The organism is Streptomyces alkaliterrae, from assembly GCF_007097205.2.
In the GTDB taxonomy this organism is placed as follows: Bacteria; Actinomycetota; Actinomycetes; order Streptomycetales; family Streptomycetaceae; genus Streptomyces; species Streptomyces alkaliterrae.
In genome coordinates this window covers 1-1,441 of the sequence record NZ_VJYK02000577.1, presented here as the reverse complement: position 1 = coordinate 1,441, position 1,441 = coordinate 1, and the positions used below count along the sequence as shown (strand labels likewise).

General features: G+C 73.7%; 1 protein-coding gene and 1 pseudogene. Both read right to left on the bottom strand.

Going from position 1 to position 1,441, the window contains the following annotated elements:
• Nucleotides 1-7 precede the first annotated feature (7 nt).
• Entirely contained in the window at nucleotides 8-631 is a 624-nt protein-coding gene (locus FNX44_RS26875) for a rhomboid family intramembrane serine protease (RefSeq protein WP_143651566.1), read from the bottom strand.
• 133 nt (nucleotides 632-764) lie between these two features.
• Nucleotides 765-1,441: pseudogene (locus FNX44_RS28390) on the bottom strand (hypothetical protein); the annotation flags it as partial.

The window sequence follows — 1,441 nt, the reverse complement described above, 5'->3', positions numbered from 1 at the left end:
GCCGCCGTCACCGCCCGCGCTCGGCGTGTGCCCCGCTGGTCGGCACCGCCCGGTCCGTACGCCATCGAGCACCCCCGGTGCCGATCAGGCCGAAGAGGTGGCCCTGCCACGAGATGCCCGGCGTGGTGGGCAGCACGCCCCACAGGATCGAGCCGTAGAGCAGCAGCACCGTGATGCCGACGGTGATGTCCAGCGCGTCCCGCTCCACGAAGCCGCGGACCAGCAGGTAGCCGAAGAGGCCGAAGACGACGCCCGAGGCGCCGGCGGTGTTGGAGCCGTCGGGCGCGGTGAGCCAGACGCCGAGGCCGCTCACCGTGATGACCACCAGCACGACGCCGAGGAAGCGGCCGATGCCGCGCACCGCCGCGAGGAAGCCGAAGACGAGCAGCGGCAGCGTGTTGGCCATCACGTGGTCCCAGCCGAAGTGCAGGAACGCGGCGGGGAAGATGTCCGGGATCTCGTCCAGCTGGCGCGGTTCGATGCCGTACTCGCGGACGATCGGGCCGTTGGGGCCGTCGATCGCCTCCAGCAGCCACAGCAGGGCGACCCACGACAGCATGAACGTCGCCGCCGTCACCGCCCGCGCTCGGCGTGTGCCCCGCTGGTCGGCACCGCCCGGTCCGTACGCCATCGAGCACCCCCGGTGCCGCGTCCGCGACAGCGTCCGCGACGAGTGGACTACGGCTGCTGCGTCACAGCCTGGTACCAGCCTATACAGCCTGTTCAACGCCTACCGAGGGCGGGAGAGTTCCGGGCCCGGGCGCCTACCGGAGGCGGGAGAGTTCCGGGTGGCGGACGGCGACTTGGCTGAGCGCGTCCAGCAGGTCGCGGGGGTCGAGCCGGTCGGCCTTCGTCGGGGCGGCCACGGACACCACCTCGCCGGAGGCGAACGTCAGCTTCAGCGGCAGCGCGCCGCTGCGGCCCTCGTCGAACTGGCCGAGGTCCACGGTGAGCGTGGACAGCCGTTCGTGCCGGATGGCGAGGTCGATGTTGATCCGCTTGTCCGGGGCGGCGTCCAGGACGGTGAGGTCCGGGTCGCCGAGCTGGGCGCGTACGGGGGCCAGCGCGCGGCCCAGTTCGCGGGCCGCGTCGCGGGCGTTCAGGGTGAGGGTGACGTGGTCGGCGCCCTCGCGGCGTCCCGTGCCGGTGAACCGGGCGCGCTTGCCGAGGGCCTTCTCGACGGCCTTCACCACACGCTGTTGCAGGGCGGGCTCGCGCAGCAACGCGGTGGCCTGGGCCAGCCGGTCGCTGCCGGTGCCGGCCTCGCCGCCGAGCGCCTCGTTGATCCGCCCGAACTCGTCCGGGCTGACCCGCACCCACCGGCCGCCCAACGCGGCCTTGGCGCTGGTCAGATGGTCGGGGACGGCGTCCAGCAGCTTCTCCAGCTCCCCGGGTTCGCCGAGCGACGCGGGGCCCTCGCCCGCCGCGTCCCCGCCTCCGC